This is a genomic window from Oryzihumus sp. JJN4-3R (assembly GCF_057747915.1).
Genome location: NZ_CM173229.1, coordinates 2,436,036 through 2,452,712 on the forward strand (window position 1 = coordinate 2,436,036; position 16,677 = coordinate 2,452,712).

The 16,677-nt window shown below is 74.8% G+C and carries 20 protein-coding genes; 7 read left to right on the forward strand and 13 right to left on the reverse strand.

Annotated elements, in window-relative coordinates; genetic code table 11:
• Positions 1-49 precede the first annotated feature (49 nt).
• The gene (locus AC3ANM_RS11445) at positions 50-844 is read right to left on the reverse strand and encodes a VOC family protein (RefSeq protein ID WP_488284538.1); all 795 of its coding nucleotides are present in this window, start codon (positions 842-844) and stop codon (positions 50-52) included.
• A 161-nt stretch (positions 845-1,005) separates the two neighbouring features.
• Here AC3ANM_RS11445 and AC3ANM_RS11450 point away from each other — a divergent pair, with 161 nt between their 5' ends.
• Positions 1,006-2,319, forward strand: a complete 1,314-nt coding sequence (locus tag AC3ANM_RS11450; RefSeq protein ID WP_488284539.1) for an amidase — start codon at positions 1,006-1,008, stop codon at positions 2,317-2,319.
• Here the strand turns inward: AC3ANM_RS11450 and AC3ANM_RS11455 are convergent.
• The 6 genes from AC3ANM_RS11455 to AC3ANM_RS11480 form a co-directional block, all read right to left on the reverse strand.
• Positions 2,316-2,624 (reverse strand): EamA family transporter, encoded by a 309-nt coding sequence (locus tag AC3ANM_RS11455; RefSeq protein WP_488284540.1) that lies wholly within the window; start codon positions 2,622-2,624, stop codon positions 2,316-2,318. The two genes, AC3ANM_RS11450 and AC3ANM_RS11455, sit on opposite strands and share 4 nt — an antisense overlap.
• A 48-nt stretch (positions 2,625-2,672) precedes the next feature.
• A complete protein-coding gene (locus tag AC3ANM_RS11460) occupies positions 2,673-3,284 on the reverse strand; it encodes an EamA family transporter (protein ID WP_488284541.1) in 612 nt (203 codons plus the stop codon).
• 13 nt (positions 3,285-3,297) lie between these two features.
• The gene (locus AC3ANM_RS11465; RefSeq protein ID WP_488284542.1) at positions 3,298-3,810 is read right to left on the reverse strand and encodes a low molecular weight protein-tyrosine-phosphatase; all 513 of its coding nucleotides are present in this window, start codon (positions 3,808-3,810) and stop codon (positions 3,298-3,300) included.
• A 4-nt stretch (positions 3,811-3,814) separates the two neighbouring features.
• Complete coding sequence (gene bioD / locus AC3ANM_RS11470; RefSeq protein WP_488284543.1) at positions 3,815-4,516, reverse strand: dethiobiotin synthase; 702 nt, start codon at positions 4,514-4,516, stop codon at positions 3,815-3,817.
• Positions 4,509-5,639: an 8-amino-7-oxononanoate synthase gene (locus AC3ANM_RS11475; RefSeq protein WP_488284544.1), complete on the reverse strand. Its 1,131-nt coding sequence runs from the start codon at positions 5,637-5,639 to the stop codon at positions 4,509-4,511. Before AC3ANM_RS11475 ends, bioD begins: the two co-directional genes overlap by 8 nt.
• Before the next feature lie 66 nt (positions 5,640-5,705).
• A complete protein-coding gene (locus AC3ANM_RS11480; RefSeq protein ID WP_488284545.1) occupies positions 5,706-7,040 on the reverse strand; it encodes an adenosylmethionine--8-amino-7-oxononanoate transaminase in 1,335 nt (444 codons plus the stop codon).
• Between the two features lie 120 nt (positions 7,041-7,160).
• Here AC3ANM_RS11480 and AC3ANM_RS11485 point away from each other — a divergent pair, with 120 nt between their 5' ends.
• The 5 genes from AC3ANM_RS11485 to AC3ANM_RS11505 all read left to right on the forward strand — a co-directional run bounded on the left by AC3ANM_RS11485 (position 7,161) and on the right by AC3ANM_RS11505 (position 10,637).
• Positions 7,161-7,940, forward strand: a complete 780-nt coding sequence (locus tag AC3ANM_RS11485; protein ID WP_488284546.1) for a hypothetical protein — start codon at positions 7,161-7,163, stop codon at positions 7,938-7,940.
• Positions 7,937-8,308, forward strand: a complete 372-nt coding sequence (locus AC3ANM_RS11490; protein ID WP_488284547.1) for a GntR family transcriptional regulator — start codon at positions 7,937-7,939, stop codon at positions 8,306-8,308. Before AC3ANM_RS11485 ends, AC3ANM_RS11490 begins: the two co-directional genes overlap by 4 nt.
• A gap of 183 nt (positions 8,309-8,491) precedes the next feature.
• Positions 8,492-8,842, forward strand: coding sequence for a YciI family protein (locus tag AC3ANM_RS11495; protein ID WP_488284548.1), 351 nt, complete (start codon positions 8,492-8,494; stop codon positions 8,840-8,842).
• A gap of 4 nt (positions 8,843-8,846) precedes the next feature.
• Entirely contained in the window at positions 8,847-10,091 is a 1,245-nt protein-coding gene (locus AC3ANM_RS11500; protein WP_488284549.1) for an RNA polymerase sigma factor, read from the forward strand.
• A 126-nt stretch (positions 10,092-10,217) separates the two neighbouring features.
• The gene (locus tag AC3ANM_RS11505; protein WP_488284550.1) at positions 10,218-10,637 is read left to right on the forward strand and encodes a hypothetical protein; all 420 of its coding nucleotides are present in this window, start codon (positions 10,218-10,220) and stop codon (positions 10,635-10,637) included.
• A 7-nt stretch (positions 10,638-10,644) separates the two neighbouring features.
• Here the strand turns inward: AC3ANM_RS11505 and AC3ANM_RS11510 are convergent, their stop codons facing one another.
• From AC3ANM_RS11510 to bioB, 3 genes are all read right to left on the reverse strand, one after another.
• Complete coding sequence (locus AC3ANM_RS11510; protein ID WP_488287948.1) at positions 10,645-11,598, reverse strand: magnesium transporter CorA family protein; 954 nt, start codon at positions 11,596-11,598, stop codon at positions 10,645-10,647.
• A gap of 178 nt (positions 11,599-11,776) precedes the next feature.
• A complete protein-coding gene (bsaP, locus tag AC3ANM_RS11515; RefSeq protein ID WP_488284551.1) occupies positions 11,777-11,998 on the reverse strand; it encodes a biotin synthase auxiliary protein BsaP in 222 nt (73 codons plus the stop codon).
• A gap of 5 nt (positions 11,999-12,003) precedes the next feature.
• The gene (bioB, locus tag AC3ANM_RS11520) at positions 12,004-13,011 is read right to left on the reverse strand and encodes a biotin synthase BioB (protein ID WP_488284552.1); all 1,008 of its coding nucleotides are present in this window, start codon (positions 13,009-13,011) and stop codon (positions 12,004-12,006) included.
• Between the two features lie 85 nt (positions 13,012-13,096).
• Here bioB and AC3ANM_RS11525 point away from each other — a divergent pair, with 85 nt between their 5' ends.
• The gene (locus AC3ANM_RS11525; RefSeq protein ID WP_488284553.1) at positions 13,097-14,035 is read left to right on the forward strand and encodes an MBL fold metallo-hydrolase; all 939 of its coding nucleotides are present in this window, start codon (positions 13,097-13,099) and stop codon (positions 14,033-14,035) included.
• A gap of 86 nt (positions 14,036-14,121) precedes the next feature.
• Here AC3ANM_RS11525 and AC3ANM_RS11530 read toward each other — a convergent pair whose 3' ends face one another.
• The 3 genes from AC3ANM_RS11530 to AC3ANM_RS11540 all read right to left on the reverse strand — a co-directional run bounded on the left by AC3ANM_RS11530 (position 14,122) and on the right by AC3ANM_RS11540 (position 16,577).
• Positions 14,122-15,324 (reverse strand): ABC transporter permease, encoded by a 1,203-nt coding sequence (locus AC3ANM_RS11530; RefSeq protein WP_488284554.1) that lies wholly within the window; start codon positions 15,322-15,324, stop codon positions 14,122-14,124.
• The gene (locus AC3ANM_RS11535) at positions 15,321-16,277 is read right to left on the reverse strand and encodes an ABC transporter ATP-binding protein (RefSeq protein WP_488284555.1); all 957 of its coding nucleotides are present in this window, start codon (positions 16,275-16,277) and stop codon (positions 15,321-15,323) included. The genes AC3ANM_RS11530 and AC3ANM_RS11535 overlap by 4 nt, the downstream gene beginning before the upstream one ends.
• 69 nt (positions 16,278-16,346) lie before the next feature.
• Positions 16,347-16,577 (reverse strand): hypothetical protein, encoded by a 231-nt coding sequence (locus AC3ANM_RS11540; protein ID WP_488284556.1) that lies wholly within the window; start codon positions 16,575-16,577, stop codon positions 16,347-16,349.
• Between the last annotated feature and the right edge of the window lie 100 nt (positions 16,578-16,677).

A 16,677-nucleotide genomic window follows, 5' to 3' on the forward strand; every position in this document is an offset into this window, starting at 1 on the left:
GAGGGCGCCCGGGACGACGGCCACCTGCCGGCCCCCTCGGCGGTGCGGCTCAGGACTGCGAGGCGTCCGGCACCGGCACCGGCCTGACCAGCGCGAACATCTCGCCCTGGCCGCCCTGCACGACGGCCATCCGGCCGTAGGGGGTGTCCCACGGCGCCATGGCGATCCGGCCGCCGAGCTGCTCGACCCGCTGCGCCGCGCCGTCGGGGTCGTCGACGGCGAAGTAGGTCATCCAGTGCGCGGGCACCTCGGCCGGCGTCTGGTCGGGCAGCTGGCCGACCCCGGCGACGTTGTCCTGGTCGCCGTTCCTCACCACGGCGTAGTGGAAGTCGCCCTCGCCGATCTCGGTGTAGGTCCAGCCGAAGACGGTGGCGTAGAACGCCTTGGCCGCCTCGTAGTCGCGGCTCATCGCCTCGTGCCAGGCCATGCTGCCGGGCTCGCCCACGAGGCCGGAGCCGAGGTGGTTGCTGCCCTGCCACAGGCCGAAGTGGGCGCCGGTGGGGTCGATGCCGAAGGCGAAGCGGCCCACGTCGAGGACGTCCATCGGCTCGATGGTGATCGTCGCGCCGGCCTCCCGGGCCCTGGCCGTCGCGGCGTCGACGTCGTCGACGGCGAGGTAGAGCGACCACGCGGCGACCGGCACGCCCTCGGGCTTGGGGGCGATGCCCGCGACGGGGCGGCCGTCCAGCAGGGCCATGGTGTAGCCGCCCGCCTCCGGCGGACCGTCGTGGGTCTCCCAGCCGAACAGGGCGCCGTAGAACTCGCGGGCCTTCGGGACGTCGTCGACCATCAGGTCGACCCAGTTCGGGGTGCCGTTGGGGTAGCGGCCCTCGTGGACGGGCATGTCGCGCTCCTTGGGTCAGGGCCCGCGCCGGTATCGCGGGCCGCTGGCGAGGGTGCCCCCTCGCCGGCAAGCCAAGCAGGGCGGACCGGGCGCCGCCACCGACACGGCATACCGGGTCCGGCGTCCCTGACCGTCGACGGCCGCGGGCCTAGCCTGCGGGGATGACCCCACCCTTCCCGCCGCCGCGGAGCCTGACCGACGACGCGGCGCACCTGCGCTGCGGGACGCTGGACCCGGTGGCGCACGCCGCCGGGACGGTGGACCTGCTGGAGCGGCACGACCCGGTGCTCCAGGCGTTCGTGCGGGAGCCCGACGTCCGGGCCCGGCTGTGCGCGGAAGCCGTGGCCGTCGGCCGGCGCTGGAGCGACCCGGCCCGGCGGCCCTCGCTGTTCGGCGTGCCGGTCGGGGTCAAGGACGTCATCCGGGTCGACGGCCTGCCGACGAGCGCGGGGTCCCGGCTCGACCCGGCCGTCCTCGCCGGACCGGAGGCGGGCGTGGTGCGGCGGCTGCGGGCCGCCGGCGCCGTGGTCGCGGGCAAGACCGTGACCGCCGAGTTCGCCCACGCCGCACCGGGGCCGACCCGCAACCCGCACCACCTGGACCACACCCCCGGCGGCTCCAGCAGCGGGTCGGCGGCAGCCGTGGCCGCCGGGATGGTGGCGCTGGCCGTCGGGACGCAGACGGTGGGCTCGACCATCAGGCCGGCCGCCTACTGCGGGGTGGTCGGGTTCCGGCCGACGCACAGGCGCATCCCGGTCGACGGGGTGGTCGCCAACGCGCCCAGCTTCGACACCATCGGCCTGTTCACCCGCTCGGTCGCCGACGTGGCCCAGGCCGCGGCGGTCCTCGTCGACGACTGGACCCCGCCGGCTCCGCCCGGGCGGCCGCTGGTGGTCGGCGTCCCGGAGGGCCCTTACCTGGACCTGGTCAGCTCCGAGGGCGCCGCCGCCTTCGCCGCCCAGCTGCGCGTCCTCCAGGCGGCCGGGGTGGAGGTACGCGTGGTGCCGGTGCTCGACGACCTCGAGGCGGTAATGGACCGGCAGATCTCGGTCGGCCGGTTCGAGCTCGCGCGGACCCACGAGCGCTGGTTCGCCGAGCACGGCAGCCGCTACCACGAGCTCACGGCCGCGGCGGTGCGCCAGGGGCAGACCGTGCGGGTGGAGGAGTACGACGCGGCGCGGGTGGCCTGCGGGGTGTTCCGCGCCGGGCTCGTCGCCCGGATGGACGCCGAGGGCCTGGACGCGTGGGTGGCCCCGTCGGCGGTGGGGTCGGCACCCGAGGGCCTCGCCGGCACCGGGAGCCCGGCGATGAGCCTGCCCTGGAGCCAGGCCGGGCTGCCGGCGGTTGGCGTGCCGGCAGGCGTGACGGCGGCGGGGCTGCCGCTGGGGCTGCAGTGCGTCGGGCGCCCCCGGGGTGACGAGCGGCTGCTCGCCCTGGCGGTCGTCGTCGAGTCAGCCCTGTCCGGGGCAGGTTAGGGGGCGACGCCCTCGGGGAGGGGAGCCTCCTCGGTCGGCGGGGCGACCTGCTGCCGGGCCGTCTCGGCGAGCACGATCCCGACGAGCACCACCACCGAGCCGACCACCTGCACCGGCGCGAGCGCCTCCCCGAGCACCACCCACGCGATGATGCCGGCGCCGACCGGCTCGAGCATGCCGACGAGCCCGACCCGCGCCGCGCCCAGCCGCGTCACGGCCAGGAGCACCAGCAGGAACGGCGCGACGGTGCCCAGCAGGATCACCCACAGGACCAGCGCCCACAGCGGCGCCGAGCCCGGCACCACACCCGGCAGCTCCACCGCCTGGCCGAGCCGGTCCGCCGGGAAGAGCCATCACGGCTGCACCACGGCCCACAGCACCGCCGAGAAGCCGAAGCTGAAGCCCATCAACGAGATCGGGTCGCGCCGGCGCTGGCCGGCCTCGCCCATGAGGTAGTACGTCGCCAGCGCGGCGCCGGCGCCCACCGCCGAGACCAGGCCGAGCGGGTCGAGGACCAGCCCGCGCCAGAACTGCGCCACCAGGGCCAGCCCGCCGAGGGCGCAGGCCAGCCCGAGCCAGAGCCGGGAGCGCACCGGCTGCCGCTGCACGAACCGCACCCACAGGGCGACCATGAGGGGCGCGGTGTACTCGAACAGCAGGGCGATCCCGACCGGGAGCCGTTGCAGCGCAACGAAGTACAGCCATTGCACCATGGCGATGCCGGTAACGCCGTAGGCGACGAGGAAGCCCAGCTCGCGCCACGACACCCGCAGGGCCGAGGGGCGGGTGGCCGCGGTGATCGCCAGCAGCACCAGGGCGGTGCCGGCGCTGCGCACGGACACCAGCTCCAGCGAGGACAGCCCGTGCAGCAGCACGACCTTGCTGACGTTGCCGTTGACGGCGAACAGCACCGCCGCCAGGACGGCGATGAGCAGGCCGGAAGACGCGCGCGACGCCACCCTCATCGACGTGGCGCCCTCACCGGCGCGCAGCCGACAGCTCGCGGCTCAGGTGGGCGACCAGCCCGCGGCAGGCCGCCTCGACCTCGGCCAGGCAGCGCTGGAACTCCGCCTCCCCGCCGTGCCACGGGTCGTCGACCTCGACCGTCCCGGCGGCGACGGCCGCCTCGTCGAACTCCCGGATGAGCCGGATCTTGTCCGCGTCGGCGGCACTCGGCGCCCAGCGGTGCAGCTGGCGGACGTGGCCGAGGTCCGCGGCGAGCACCAGGTCCAGCCCCGCGAACCACTCGGGGAGGAACTCGTGCGCGACGTGGGCCGACCCGTCATACCCGTGCTCGTCCAGCATGCGCACGGTGCGCGGGTCCGCGCCCTCCCCCTCGTGCCAGCCGCCGGTGCCGGCCGAGGACACCTCGACCGCGCCGTCCAGCCCGGCCTCCTCCAGCAGCGCGCGCAGGATGACCTCGCCCATCGGCGAGCGGCAGATGTTGCCGGAGCAGACGAAGCAGATGCGGTATGCCGTGGCGTGGGTCATGCGGTCATTCAACCCTGAGCCAGGCCGGGGCCTCGGCGCGGAACCGCTCCGGCTCCCAGCCCCCGGCGCCCGCGGGGACCCAGCCCAGCAGCGGGGCGTCGGTGACCGACGGCAGGTCCTCGAGGTTGCACCGCATGGCCAGGTCGGGGTGCTCCGGCCACGAGCCGATGACGAAGCCGAGGCAGTCCAGTCCGCGGTGGCGCAGCGCCTCGGCGGTCAGGGCGCTGTGGTTCAGCGTCCCGAGCCCGGCCGGGGCCACGACGATGAAGCCCACCCGCGCGCCGCGCGCCTCCAGGGCGGTGCCGAGGTCGGCGATCGTCCCGCCCTCGGCGTCCATCCGCACGAGCAGCCCGCCGGCGCCCTCGAGCAGCACGACGTCGGCGCCGCCGTCCCTGACGATGTGCATCACGTCGTCGGCGTGCTCGCTCACGGTGGGGATCTCCACGCCGGCCACGCGGGCGGCGGCGTCGGGGGCCAGGGGGTCGGGCAGCCGGAGCAGCTCGCGGGTGCGCACGTCCCCGGCGAGCGCGGCGACCTCGTCGACGTCGCCGGGCTCGCCGGGCTGAAGGCCGGTCTGGGTGGCCTTGACGACCGTGACGCGAAGTCCCTGGTGCCGCAGCGAGACCGCCAGCGCGGCGGTGACGACGGTCTTGCCGATCTCGGTGCCGGTGCCGGTGACGACGATGACGGGGGGCAGGTCAGCCACGGGTCACCTCGCGCAGCACCTTGGCGGCCAGGTCCATCTCCTCGGGGGTGTGGTGCGCGTGCGCGGTCAGTCGCAGCCGGGAGATGCCGTCCGGGGTCGACGGCGGACGGAAGCAGCCGATCCGTATGCCGTGCTCCGCCGCCTCCGCGACGGCGGCCAGGGCCTCGAGCGGCCCGGGCATCGGCACCGACAGGACGGCGCCGGCCGGGGCGTCGACCCCGCACGCCTGCGCCAGCGTCGCGGCGTTGGCGCGCACGCGGGCCGGCAGGACGGGGTCGTGGTCGAGCGCCCGGAGCGCGGCGAGGGCGGCGCCGGCGGAGGCGGGGGCCAGCCCGGTGTCGTAGATGAAGGTGCGCGCGCTGTTGACCAGGTGCTCGCGGACCGCGGCGTGGCCGAGGACGACCCCGCCCTGCGCCGCCAGGGACTTGGACAGGGTGGCCGTGAGGACGACGTGGTCGAGCCCGGACAGGCCCAGGCTGGCGGCCAGGCCCTCGCCGCGCTCGCCGACCACGCCCAGGCCGTGGGCCTCGTCGACGAGCAGGACCGCCTCGTGGCGGGCCGCGAGCTCGGCCAGCTCGGCCAGCGGTGCGGCGTCGCCGAGCACGCTGTAGACGGACTCGACGACGACCATCGCCCGGGCCTGGGTGCGGCCGGCCAGCAGGCGCTCGACGTCGGCGAGGTCGTTGTGGGCGGCGACGGCGACGCTCGCGCGGGAGAGCCGGGCCGCGTCGATGAGCGAGGCGTGGACGTGGGCGTCGGAGACGATGAGCGTGTCGGCGTCGGTCAGCGCGGTGACCGCGCCGAGGTTGGCGGCGTAGCCGGTGGAGAACACCAGCGCGCTCGGGGAGCCCATGAGCGAGGCCAGCGCCTGCTCGAGCCGCTCGTGCACGGCCAGGGAGCCGGTGACCAGGCGGGAGGCGCCCGCGCCGCCGCCGTACTGCCGGGCCGCGGCCACCGCGCCGGCGACCACGTCGTGGCGGTGCAGCAGGCCGAGGTAGTCGTTGCCGGCCAGGTCGAGCAGGCCGCCCTGGCTCGCCGGGGTGTGCGACACCAGGCGCCGGGTCAGGCCCCGGCGCTCCCGCTCGGCGGCCCGGGCCGCCAGGTCATCGAGGAACCAGCTCACCACCCAAGGTTGCCGCACCGTGGCCGCGGCGCCGCCGACGGGGTCAGCCCGTGGACCGGCTGCCGGTCAGGCGGGGTGGACCTCGGCGACGGCGCCGACCAGGGCCGAGCAGATCGCCGCGACGTCCTCGGCGGTGCTCACGTAGGGCGGCATCGTGTAGACGAGGTCGCGGAACGGGCGCACCCACACCCCGCGCTCCAGCGCCGCCGCAGCGACCTCGGCGGTGCGCACCGGCTCGTCGAGCTGGATGACGCCGACGCCGCCGAGCACGCGCACGTCCCGGACGTGCGGCAGGTCGGCGGCCGGCTTCAGCCCCCGGGTGAGGCCGGCCTCGAGCCGGGCCACCTGCGCCGTCCAGTCGTTGGCGTCGAGCAGGTCCAGGCTCGCCAGGGCCACGGCGCACGCCAGCGGGTTGGCCATGAACGTCGGCCCGTGCATCAGCGCGCCGGATGCCCCGCCGCTGACGCCTCGAGCCACCTCCGGGGTGCACAGCACGGCGGCCAAGGTCAGGTAGCCGCCGGTCAGCGCCTTGCCGACGGTCATCACGTCCGGCACCACGCCGCAGCGCTCGGCCGCCCACAGCGTCCCGGTCCGCCCGAAGCCGGTCGCGATCTCGTCGAAGATCACCAGCGCGCCGTGCTCGCGGGCCAGGCTCGCGAGCACCTGCACGGCATACGGGCTGTAGACGTGCATCCCACCGGCGCCCTGGAGCAGCGGCTCGACCACGACGGCGGCGATGTCCTCGGCGAACTCGGAGTAGAGGGCCCGGGTCGTGCGCTCCCACGCGACCATCGCGGGGTCGTCCGGGCCGACGTCGAGGCCGGCCGGCGGGCGCGGGGCGAAGACCTGCTCGGGCAGCACCCCGGTGAACAGCGTGTGCATGCCGCCGACCGGGTCCGTGACGCTCATCGGCGCGAACGTGTCGCCGTGGTAGCCGCCGAGGATCGTGAACATCTTGCGGCGCGGGCGCCCGGCGTTGACGTGGAACTGCCAGGCCATCTTCAGTGCGACCTCGACCGAGACCGAGCCGGAGTCGGCGAAGAACACGTGCTGCAGCGGCGACCGCGCGGCCCCCTCGGGACGCGGCGCCATCTCGATGAGCCGCCGGCCGAGCTCCACCGCCGGCTCGTGGGTCAGCCCGCCGAACATCACGTGGCTCATCCGCGACAGCTGCTCGTGGGCCGCGGCGTCGAGCTGCGGCACGGCATACCCGTGGACCGCGCACCACCACGACGACATCGCGTCCACGACCTCGCGGCGCTCGCCGGACGGCAGGCGAAGCCGCAGCCGCACGCCGGAGGCCGACTCGACCAGGTGCGGGGTCGAGGGCGTCAGCGCCGAGGAGTACGGGTGCCAGAGGTGGTCGCGGTCGAAGGCGAGCAGGGCGTCGAGGTCACTCATCGCCCCCGATTCTCCTGCATGCCGTACCGCCCCCAGTTTGTGCCACATGGTTGACACAAGCATTCCGACGACGGAGACTCCATCTTGTATCAGTGACTTGACACAAGCTGGGGGATGGCGATGGGGCGGACGATGGTCGGGGCACGCTGGGCGGGCCTGCTCGTCGGGGTGGTCGCGGCGGTGCTGGTGCTCGGCTCGGGGTCCCTCGGGGTGGGCGTCCTGCTGAGCGCCCCGGCGCTCGGGCTCGGCGTCCTGCTCGGCGTGGTCGTGGGGGAGCTGATCGGCTCGCGCGTCTCCCGCGATCGGGTCCGGGTGGCCGCACTGGAGGTGCGCCGGGTCCGGGACTACCTGCCGCGGGGCCTGACGGCGACGGTGGCCACGGCCGGCAGCCTGCTCGCGGCCCTGCTGGCGCTCACGACGGCCATGGCAGCCCCGGATGACATGGGCCGGTCCGGGCGCGCGCTCTTCCGGCGCTGCTCCGCCGCGATGGGCGAGAGCCACGGCCCCTGGCCCGGCAGCTTCTACAGCCTGCCGCTGGCCGTGGTCCTGCTGGTCGGCGCCGGCATCGCCCTCGTCGCGCTCCGCGTCGTGGTCCTCCGCCCGCGCAGCTCCGGCCCGGGTGACCCCCTGGAGGATGACGCCTGGCGCCGCCGGTCGGTCACCGCGGTGGTCGGCTCGCTCGGCGTGCTGGTCGCGCTCCCGCTGGCCGGCGTGGCCTTCCTGGCGGCGGCCGGCCTGGGCGGCATCGGCTGCCGGCCCGTGGCGTGGACCGTGGGGGCCTGGGTGCTGGGACTCACCGTCCCGGCCGCGCTCGCCGTCGCGACCTGGTCGGCCCTGGCGATCGTTGCCCCCGGGATGGTCGGTCGCGGTGTGGTCGGCAGCGGGCCAGGGCCGCGGTGACGGCCACGCTGCGGGTGGCGGCCGAGGACCCACTGCCGCCCTACGAGCAGCTGCGCCGGCAGCTCGCTGCCCTGATCGAGGGGGGCGAACTGGTCGCCGGGGATCGCCTGCCGCCGCTGCGCCAGCTGGCGGCTGATCTCGGCCTGGCGGTGGGCACCGTGGCCCGCACCTACCGCGAGCTCGAGGCCGCGGGCCTGGTCCGCTCGCGGCGCGGCGGCGGCACCACCGTGGTCGGCGGCGCCGTGCTCCCGGTGTCGGAGCGGCGCCACCGGCTGGAGGAGCTGGCCGCGGACTTCGTGGGTCGCGCCCGGACGCTGGGCGTCGAGCCCGGCGACATCGCGGCCGCCGTGGACCGGCAGCTGCGCTGAGACCTCCGATGCCGACGGCCTGACCTCGCCGGAGCGCCCGGATCATGGACCTGCCGGAGTGGTGGCATCCGGCGCCCCGCGCGCCGAGACTGGGGTCGTCGACTGCCTTCGGGTGCTGTCGATTCCGGCGCGGCCCGTTCGTCGAGGTCATGTCCGAGCAGCTTCGAGCGGAGGAGAACCGCGATGGCTCAGTACCTGGTCCTGATCTACGAGAACGAGTCCGGCTACGACAACCCCGACCCGGCGGTGTGGGAGCAGGCGATGAAGGCGCACAACCGGTTCGCCGAGCAGGTGGGCGAGCTCGGCGGGCAGATCCTGGGCGGCAACGCCCTCCAGCCGACCGCGACGGCCACCTCGATCCGCGGCGACGTCGTCACCGACGGCCCGTTCGCCGAGACCAAGGAGGCCCTCGGCGGCTTCTACCTCATCGAGGCACGCGACCTCGACCACGCGCTCGAGATCAGCAAGCTGTGCCCGGCGCCGTTCGGCGGGGTCGAGGTCCGCCCCGTCATGGAGTTCCCCGAGGAGAGCTGAGCGCTTGGCTGCCGAGCGGGACCAGGTCCGGGCGGCCCTGGCCGAGGCGCACCGGCGCGAGTGGGCAGCGGTGCTCACGGCGACGGTGCGCCTCACCCGCGACCTCGACCTCGCCGAGGAGTGCGCCCAGGAGGCGTTTCTCACCGCGGTCGAGGCGTGGGAACGGGACGGGGTGCCGCGCAACCCGGGCGCGTGGCTGACCACGACGGCCAAGCGCAAGGCCCTCGACGCGCTGCGCCGGGCCACCACCCTGCGGGCCAAGCTGCCGCTGCTCATCGAGCCGGACGTGTCCCCCGAGGAGGAACCGGGCGGCGCCGGCGTCATCGCCGACGACCGCCTGCGGCTGGTGTTCACCTGCTGCCACCCGGCACTGGCCCGGGAGGCGCAGGTCGCCCTGACCCTGCGCCTGGTCTGCGGGCTGACCACTCCGGAGATCGCCCGGGCCTTCCTCGTCAGCGAGCCCACGATGGCCGCGCGGGTCACCCGGGCCAAGAAGAAGATCACCGCAGCCCGGATCCCCTACCGGGTGCCCGGGGCCCACGAGCTGCCCGAGCGGCTCGACGCCGTGCTGACCGTCGTGCACCTGGTCTTCACCACCGGGCACACCGCGCCCTCGGGCGACACCCTCGTGCGGGCCGACCTGGTCACCCGCGCCCTGGACCTGGCTCGCGTCCTGCTCGACCTCATGCCCGACGAGCGCGAGGCGCGGGGGCTGCTCGCGCTGATGCTGCTCACCGACGCCCGACGGGCCACGCGGGTCGACGAGCACGGCGCCCTCGTGCTGCTGGAGGACCAGGACCGCCGCCGCTGGGACGAGGCGGAGGTCGCCGACGGCCGCACCCTCGTCGTCGAGTCGCTGCGGGGCGGGCGGCCGGGCCGCTTCGCGCTCCAGGCGGCCATCGCGGCCCTGCACGCCGAGGCGCCGAGCTGGGCCGACACCGACTGGGGCCAGATCGTCGGCCTCTACGACCTGCTGCTCCTGGCCTGGCCATCGCCGGTCGTGGCGCTCAACCGGGCCGCGGCGCTCGCCATGCGCGACGGGCCCGCGGCCGGGCTGGCCGCCCTCGACGAGCTCGACGCCGCCGCCCTCGCCGGCTACCCCTACCTGCCCGCCGCCCGGGCCGACCTGCTGCGGCGGCTGGGCCGCGCGCCCGAGGCGGCCACGGCATACCGGCAGGCCCTGGAGCTGACCGGCAACGCCACCGAGCGCGCCTTCCTGCAGCGGCGGCTCACCGAGGTCGGTGGCTGAACCGCTCGGCGGCGCTGGTGAAGACTTCACCACACCCGGGTGTGGTCAACCCTTCACCGAGGCCGGGGTGCACCGGTCGTCCTTGTGGTTGATCCGCGCTCCGGCCGCCGTGCCGAGGCTGGCCCCATGGTCGTGCGACGACGGCACACGGTGGCGTTCGGCGGGGCGGTCGGCCTGGTCGCGGTCTGCGGCCTCGGGGGCTACCTCGGCGGCTGGGCGTGGACCGGCTTCCGCGGCAACACCCTCTGGGACTGGCTGCACCTGCTGGTGCTGCCGGTCGTCCTGGCGCTGCTGCCGCTGTGGCTGCGCACCCACCGCCGGCTGGAGATGGTGTGGCTGCTCGGGCTCGGCGTGGCCGCGCTGGTGTTCGTCGTCCTCGTCCTCGGCGGCTACGTCCTGGGCTGGGCGTGGACCGGCTTCCGCGGCAACACGCTGTGGGACTGGCTCGAGCTGCTCGTCGTGCCGTTCGTGCTGCCGGTGGTGCTGCTCCAGCTGAGCCGCGAGGAGGAGCGTGGCACCGTCCCCGGAGCGCCCCGCACCGGGTGAGGACCGCTCACCACCAGCCCTGGCGCTTGGTCCAGCGCAGCAGCCAGCCGCTGATCGCCAGCATCACCGCGAGCACGGCGAGCAGCTGGCCGACGTGGGTGCTCTGGTTGACGATCATGTTCATGCCGTAGACCGAGGCGATGGCGGTGATCGGCAGGGTGATCGCGGCGATGACCGCGAGCCGCTCCATCGCGACGGTCATCTTCGTGGTGACCCGCGTCTGGTAGAGGTCGATGACCCCGAAGAGGAACTGGCTCTCGCCGTCGGCGACGCTGCGCACCCGGTCGAACTGCTCGGTCAGGTCCCTGGCCAGGTCGCGGTCCTCCTCGGCGATGAACCGCGACAGCGACTGGACCCGGGCGTAGATGTCGGCCGACTGGGCCGCCATGGTGCGGGCGATGAGCAGCTCGTGACGCAGCAGGAACAGCTTGTCCAGCAGCTCCTCGGGCCGGCGGAAGTTGGAGTCCATGACCTCCTTCTCCAGCTCGGGCAGCCGCTCGGCGACCGCGCTGACCAGCGCCCGCTGGCGTCGGGCGATCGCCGAGCCGACGGCGTAGGACAGCTCGGCCGGGCTGCCGGGGTGGAACCGCCCGCGCGCCACCCGGTAGTGCACGGACACCGTCTCGCGGGTCACCTCGTCCTCGGCGACGACCGGGTTGCGCGGGCCGTGCACGGTCACGAGGTAGTTGGCGCCGATGACCTGGTCGAGCTCGAGCAGGTGGACGTGGCCGCCCTCGCCCTGCAGCGGGGCATGGATGACGACGAAGAGGTGCTCCTCGTAGCGGTGCACCGTCGGCACGTGGTTGCGCGTCCGGCACGCGTCGAGCACCAGTGGGTGGCAGTGCAGCACGTCGCGCAGCAGGTGCTCGGCCGCCTCGTCCCACTCCGGCACGTCCACCCAGACGAACCCGTCGTCCTTGGCCAGCAGCGCCTCGACCTCACCGGCGTCGTGGTCGGTGATGCCGTCGCTGCGGACGACGACACGTCCATGCGCTCAGGGTGACACGCGGCCCGCCGTCCGGGGACGCCTCCCGCCGACACGACGGCCGACACGGGGCCGACACGATGGCCGTCACGATGGCCGACACGGTGAAGGGTTGACCACACCGGAGTGTGGTCAACCCTTCACCGGAGCCCGGTCAGCTCTGCCAGGTCGAGGCCTGGCTGACCCCGTGCTCGACGCACGAGGCGCTCCAGCCGCCCGGGGTCACCTGCACCTTCATCCGTCGCCGGCAGGCCACGCAGTATCGCGGTGGCTCCAGCTCCAGCGCCCGTCGGCACACGCCGTGGTCACCCTCGGCCACCGCGGCACCGCAGTGGCCGCACCAGACGGGGGCACCCGTCATACCGGTCGTGGTCACCGCGGTCAGAGGGTGGCGTTGAGCGCCTTGATCGGCATCTTGAGGTCGTCCAGCAGCGACAGGTCGTCCTTGGGGTCGCGGCCCAGGGTCGTCAGGTAGTTGCCGACGATGACGGCGTTGATGCCGCCGAGCAGGCCGTCGCGGGTGCCCAGGTCGCCCAGGGTCAGCTCGCGGCCGCCGGCGTAGCGCAGGATCGTGCGCGGCAGGGCCAGGCGGAACGCCGCGATGGTGCGCAGCGCGTCGTTGGCCTCCATGATCGGCAGGTCGCCGAACGGCGTGCCGGGGCGCGGGTTGAGGAAGTTCAGCGGCACCTCGTGCGGCTCGAGCTCCCCGAGCTGGGCGGCGAGCTCGGCGCGCTGCTCGACCGTCTCGCCCATGCCGACCAGGCCACCGCAGCACAGCTCCATGCCGGAGTCCTTGATCATCTGGCAGGTCTCCCAGCGCTCCTCCCACGTGTGGGTGGTGACGACCTGGGGGAAGTAGGACCTGCCGGCCTCGAGGTTGTGGTTGTAGCGGTGCACACCCATGTCGCGCAGGTCGTCGACCTGTTCCTGGGTGAGCATGCCCAGGCTGGCGGCGACCTGGATGTCGACCTCGGCGTGGATCGCCTTGACGCCCTCGCGCATCTGGCTCATCAGGCGCTCGTCCGGCCCGCGCACGGCGGCGACGATGCAGAACTCGGACGCACCGGTCTCACGCGTCTGCTTGGCGGCCTTGACCAGCTCGGGGATGTTCAGCCACACCGAGCGCACCGGGGAGGTGAACTGGCCGGACTGGCTGCAGAAGTGGCAGTCCTCGGGGCAGCCGCCGGTCTTGAGCGAGACGATGCCCTCGACCTCGACGTCGGGCCCGTTGTACTTCATCCGGACCTCGTGGGCGAGCGCCAGCAGCGCCTCGAGCTGCTCGTCCGGGGTGTTGAGCACCGCGAGGATCTGCTCGTAGCGCAGCGCCTCGCCGCGCTCCAGCACCTGCTCGCGGGCGACGGCGAGAATGTCGGTCTCAACTGCAGTCATGGTCACCGATTGTGGACCACGCCGCCGGTATGCCGTGCCGCAGGTCCGCTGGATGGCCACCCCGAGGGGGTGGCGAGGAGGTCGCGTGGAGCCCGGACGGGTCGACTTCACGGCCGGGACACCGGTCCCGACGGACCTCGACGTGGCGTGGGTGCACGGGTCGCGGCGGGGGCACACGGACCCTCCGGTGCAGGTGCACTGGGCCGACCGGCACACCGCGGTGCTGCGCCAGAGCAAGGACGTGCACTTCGAGGGGCCGTTCCTGTTCCTGCTGTTCGGCAACGAGCGGGCGGTGCTGTTCGACACCGGCGCGACAGCCGACCCGGCGCGGTTCCCGGTCGCCGACACCGTCGAGGCCCTGGTCGTGGCGTGGCTGCGCGAGCACCCGCGCGAGGACTACGAGCTGGTGGTGGCGCACACCCACGCCCACAGGGACCACGTCGCCGGCGATGCGCAGTTCCTCGGCCGGCCGGGGGTGACCGTGGTCGCCACGGACGTGGACGCGGTGCAGGCCTTCTTCGGGTTCACGTCCTGGCCGGCGCAGGTCGTCCCGTTCGACCTGGGCGGCCGGGTGCTGGAGGTGACCGGGATCCCGGGCCACCAGGAGACCTCCGTCGCGGTCCACGACCCGTGGACCGGGTGGCTGCTGACCGGCGACACCGTCTACCCGGGGCGGCTCTACGTGCGGGACATGCCCGCGTTCCTCGACAGCCTGGACCGGCTGGTCGACCTGAGCTCGAGCCGGCCGGTCACCGCAGTGCTGGGCTGCCACGTCGAGATGACGTCGACCCCGGGCCGGGACTACCCGGTCGGCGCGACGTGGCAGCCGGAGGAGGCGCCGCTGCCGATGACAGTGGGGCAGCTCGTGGCGGTCCGGGACGCGGCCCGCTCGGTCGCCGACCGGCCGGGGGCGCACGCGTTCGAGGACGTGGTGATCTGGAACGGGCCGTGCCGGGGAGCCGCGCTGCGGCACCTGGCCCGGCTCACGGCATACCGGCTGCGGACCGCGCTCTCGCGCGGCTGAGGGCCCTTTGCGCAGGGTGGTGTCGCTGCGCTCCCCTGGAACGGCCCCTCCAGCGACCACTGCTTGCGTAAGGCGCGGACGTCAGGTCAGTGGGCCGCGGAGCCGCGCCAGGCGTCGGTGAGGTGGACCCGGGCGCCGGTGCGCAGGATGGCTCCGCGGTAGAGCCGGCCGCCGACCCGCACGAGCAGCACCGTGCCGGCCAGGGTGCTCGCCACGGCCGCGGCGACCTGCCAGACCGGCACGACGGTCAGGCTGGCGCGGACCGGCATGAACAGCGGCGCGGTCGGCGGCAGGAAGGACAGCACCGTGGCCCACGGGGCGTCGGGGGTCGCAGTGGCGGCGAACGCCGCGAGGTAGACCCCGATCAGCAGCATCGACAGCGGCATCACCGCGGCTTGGGCGTCCTCCGGCCGTGAGGCCAGTGACCCGAGGGCGGCGTAGAGCACGCTGTAGAACGCGAACCCCAGGACGAACCACAGCAGCACGCCGGAGATGGTCCAGCCGGTCGTCGACGGCAGGTCCGCGGGCTTTGTCAGCCGCAGCGTGATGCCGGCGGTGAGGGCCAGGACCAGCAGCTGGGCCAGCCCGAGCAGGCCGATGCCGAGGACCTTGCCGGCCAGCAGCTCGGTCGGGCGCAGCCGGGCAAGGAGCACCTCGACGACGCGGTTGGACTTCTCCTCCACGACGCCGCCGAGCACCTGGGCGCCGTAGACGTTGATCGCGGTGAACAGCAGCACGACCCCGACGAGGGCCACGAAGTACGCCGGTCCGCCCTCCCGCCCGGCGTCGAGACGGGTGGCCCGTGGCGCGACCGGTGCCAGCAGGGCGGGGAGCCGGCCCGGGTCGATCCCGAGCGCGGTGGCCCGGCGCACGATCGTGACCTGGGTGAGGGCGGAGGTCAGGACCGGGCCCAGGGTCCGGTCCTCGGGGCCCTTCCAGACGACCTCGGCGGTGCCGACGAGCGCGGCGGCTGCCCGGTCCGAGCGCACGGCCGCCACCGCGGCGGCCCGGTCGACGGGGTCGCTGACCCGCACGCGCACCCCGGCCGCCGAGGCGGCACCGTGCAGGGCGGAGACGAGGGAGGCCCGGTCCGGGCCCGGGGTCACGGCCACGGTGTAGGTCGTGCGGCCGCCGCTGAGCGCCGCCGGCACGGCGATCGCGGCGGCGACGCCCACCATGAGCAGGATGGTCGTGACCCGGAAGGCCGTGGTCCTGGCCCGGGTGACCATCTCGCGGCGGGCGACCACCAGCGCGCGCACGGCCGACGCGCGGGCACCCCGCCCGGTCACCGCCCCACCGCCTCGCGGAACAGTTCCTCCAGGGAGGGGGCGTCGAAGGTGAACCGCACCAGCTCGCCGGCGCCGCGGGCAGCGCCCAGCAGCGGACCGAGGTCGGCGTCGCGGTCCACGAGCAGGCGCACCCCGTGCCCGTCGGCCTGCTGCACCACGGCTCCCTCGGGCACGGGCCAGGCCACCGGAGCGGGGGCGTCGTCCCGGGCGAGGACGACCTCGACGTGTCGGCGGCGGGTGGCGGCGCGCAGGTCGGCGAGCGCGCCGGAGAGCACCACCCGGCCCGCGTCCAGGATCACGACGTCCTCGCAGAGGTCCTCCACGAGGTCGAGCTGGTGGCTGGAGAAGACCACGGTGCGGCCGTCGCGGGCGAGCTCCTGCAGCACCTGGCCGAGGTGGTCCACCCCCAACGGGTCCAGCCCGGCGAACGGCTCGTCCAGCACCAGCAGCGCCGGGTCGTGGGCCAGCGCGACGGCGAGCTGGGCACGTTGCTGGTTGCCGTGCGAGAGCTGGTCCACCCGCCGGTCGCCCTGGTCGGCCAGGCCCACCCGCTGCAGCGTCACGGCGGCGGCCACCCGCGCCTCGTGGTGGCCCAGCCCGGACAGCCGGGCGAAGTGGACGACCTGCTCACCCACCCGCATCGCCGGGTAGAGCCCACGCTCCTCGGGCATGTAGCCGACCCGCCGCCGGGCCTCGTCGTCGATCGGGCGCCCGTCCCAGCTGATCGCGCCCGCGTCGGGCCGGACCAGGCCGAGGACGGCGCGCATCAGGGTGGTCTTGCCGGCGCCGTTGGGGCCGAGCAGCCCGAGCAGGCGCCCGGGGACGGCCCGCAGCGAGCAGGCGTCCAGGGCCACGGCGGCGCCATACCGCTTGGTCAGGGCGATGGCCTCCAGCACGCCCGTGGCGGGCGGCGGGGTGGCGACCGGTGGCGAGGACGCCGTGGTGGACGTCATGTCCGCAGGGTCGCGGCGCGGGCGCTTCGGGGTCAGAGGCGAAGGTCCCCGCGGTGCGGAGCGCCCCGGTCACTCCGGCTCGGCGGCCGCTCCGGCGTAGAAGTCCTCGTCGTCCGGCAGGCCCTGGCTCTGCTCGATCACGTCGGCCTCGTTGGCGTCGTCCGGCACGCTCGTCAGCGGGCGGTCGGCGTCGGCCTCGGCCTCCTCGTCCTCGGGCTCCTGGCGCCACGGCTCCTGCTGCTCGGCGGCGTCGGGCTCGGGGACCTCCTGCTCGACGTTGTCGTCGGGGGACGGGCTCACGGTGACTCCTTCCGTCGGCGTAGCGGTGAGGCGCTCCGACCCATCGTGCGCCCGGGCGCGGGTGCACGCCACCGGCCGATCGTCCCGTCCTGCCGCCGGG

Excerpts from the sequence above, each read along its gene's own strand:
- AC3ANM_RS11465 (WP_488284542.1), bottom strand. The coding sequence starts at position 3,810 with ATGACCCACGCCACGGCATACCGCATCTGCTTCGTCTGCTCCGGCAAC.
- AC3ANM_RS11460 (WP_488284541.1), bottom strand. The coding sequence starts at position 3,284 with ATGAGGGTGGCGTCGCGCGCGTCTTCCGGCCTGCTCATCGCCGTCCTG.
- AC3ANM_RS11450 (WP_488284539.1), top strand. The coding sequence starts at position 1,006 with ATGACCCCACCCTTCCCGCCGCCGCGGAGCCTGACCGACGACGCGGCG.
- bioB (WP_488284552.1), bottom strand. The coding sequence starts at position 13,011 with ATGACTGCAGTTGAGACCGACATTCTCGCCGTCGCCCGCGAGCAGGTG.
- AC3ANM_RS11445 (WP_488284538.1), bottom strand. The coding sequence starts at position 844 with ATGCCCGTCCACGAGGGCCGCTACCCCAACGGCACCCCGAACTGGGTC.
- AC3ANM_RS11495 (WP_488284548.1), top strand. The coding sequence starts at position 8,492 with ATGGCTCAGTACCTGGTCCTGATCTACGAGAACGAGTCCGGCTACGAC.
- AC3ANM_RS11535 (WP_488284555.1), bottom strand. The coding sequence starts at position 16,277 with ATGACGTCCACCACGGCGTCCTCGCCACCGGTCGCCACCCCGCCGCCC.
- AC3ANM_RS11480 (WP_488284545.1), bottom strand. The coding sequence starts at position 7,040 with ATGAGTGACCTCGACGCCCTGCTCGCCTTCGACCGCGACCACCTCTGG.
- AC3ANM_RS11505 (WP_488284550.1), top strand. The coding sequence starts at position 10,218 with ATGGTCGTGCGACGACGGCACACGGTGGCGTTCGGCGGGGCGGTCGGC.
- AC3ANM_RS11485 (WP_488284546.1), top strand. The coding sequence starts at position 7,161 with ATGGGGCGGACGATGGTCGGGGCACGCTGGGCGGGCCTGCTCGTCGGG.